The sequence below is a fragment of the Leucobacter soli genome (assembly GCF_042659205.1).
GTDB classification, from domain to species: domain Bacteria; phylum Actinomycetota; class Actinomycetes; order Actinomycetales; family Microbacteriaceae; genus Leucobacter; species Leucobacter soli.
In genome coordinates this window covers 1-1,681 of record NZ_JBHSRW010000348.1, presented here as the reverse complement: position 1 = coordinate 1,681, position 1,681 = coordinate 1, and the positions used below count along the sequence as shown (strand labels likewise).

The 1,681-nt window shown below is 71.9% G+C and carries 1 protein-coding gene; it reads left to right on the top strand.

Annotated features, from left to right (window positions below; genetic code table 11):
• A partial coding sequence (locus ACFPZL_RS12965; protein WP_382335788.1) for a bifunctional [glutamine synthetase] adenylyltransferase/[glutamine synthetase]-adenylyl-L-tyrosine phosphorylase occupies positions 1 to 1,681 on the top strand: 1,681 nt, incomplete at both ends.

Genomic DNA, 1,681 nt, shown 5'->3' with positions numbered 1-1,681 from the left:
CGCCGCCGTAGGCGCATCGGCCTCCGCTGGAGGCACCGGCGCCGATGCTCACGGGCGCGCACCGGTGGCCGGTACGGTCGGCGACCCGGGTTGGAATGCGCTCAGGGTGCGGTACCGCGAGCTGCTGGCCGAGCTGATGCTGCACGACCTCGAGGCAGGTGGGCCCGAGAGCTTCGACACGGTCTCGGCAGCCCTCAGCGACCTCGCGAGCGGAGCGCTCGAAGCCGCGCTCGCGCTCGCCCGCGGCGCTCTCGTCGCGGGCACCTCCGGGGCACCGGTTCCGGTGGAGCACGTGGCCGCGACACGGCTCTCGGTGATCGCGATGGGCAAGTGCGGCGCCCGCGAACTGAACGTGGTCAGCGACGTCGACGTGATCTTCGTCGCCGAACCGGCGGACGACTCGCTCGATGCCGACACCGCGCTGCGCGTCGCCACGCGCCTCGCCGCGGAGCTCATGCGCGCGATCCACGATCCCGCGCTCGAGCCGCCGCTGTGGCAGGTCGACCCCAATCTGCGTCCCGAGGGCCGGCAGGGCCCATTGGTCCGGACGCTGGGCTCCATGCTCAGCTACTACGAGCGCTGGGCAAAGACCTGGGAGTTCCAGGCGCTGCTCAAGGCGCGGCCGGTCGCCGGCGACCTCGAGCTGGGCGGCGCCTTCGTCGAGGCGACCCGTCCGCTGGTCTGGGCGTCGAGCGGCCGCGAGGATTTCGTCGGATCCGTGCAGCGCATGCGCGAGCGCGTCACCGAGCACATCTCCGAGGATCAGCGGGAGATCGAGCTCAAGCTCGGGCCGGGCGGGCTGCGCGATATCGAGTTCAGCGTGCAGCTCCTGCAGCTCGTGCACGGCCAGTACGACGATCGTCTGCACCTGCGCGGCACGCTCGAGTCGCTCGCCGCGCTCGTGGAGGGCGGCTATGTCGCCCGGGGCGACGGGGATCGCCTCGCCGCCGACTACCGCTGGCTGCGCACGCTCGAGCATCGCCTGCAGTTGCGCGAGCTGCGCCGCACCGCGCTGATGCCGCTCGAGGACGAGCCGCTGCGGGTGCTCGCACGCGCATCCGGTCTCGCGGCCACCGGTTCGGGTCTGGTCGAAGCGTGGCGCGGCGTCAAACGCGAGGTGCGCGAGCTGCATCTGAAAGTCTTCTACGCCCCGCTGCTGAGCGCGGTCGCGGCGCTGCCCGGCGAGGAGCTGATCCTCGGCTCCGATCAGGCGCGCGCACGGCTGCACAGCATCGGCTTCCGCGATCCCGAGGGCGCGATCCGTCATCTAGCCGCGCTCACGAAGGGGACGTCGCGCAACGCCCGGATCCAGCGCAATCTCCTTCCGGTGCTGCTGCAGTGGCTCGCGGAGGGCACCGATCCGGACTACGGCCTGCTCGCGTTCCGAAGGGTGAGCGAGGCCAATCGCAGCACGCCGTGGTACCTGCGACTGCTGCGGGACGGCAGCGAGGCTGCCGAACGTCTCACTCATGTTCTGTCGAACTCGCGCTTCGCCGCCGAGCTGCTCGAGTCCGTGCCGGAGGCGGTCGCCTGGCTCGAACGGGACGAGCTGCTGCGCCCGGTTCCGCTCGAGGCGCTGCTCGACGAGATGCGCTCGCTCGCCTCGCGTCGCGAGCACATCGAGGCGGCCGCCGAGGCGCTGCGCACCGCGCATCGACGGGAGGTGCTGCGGCTCGCGCTG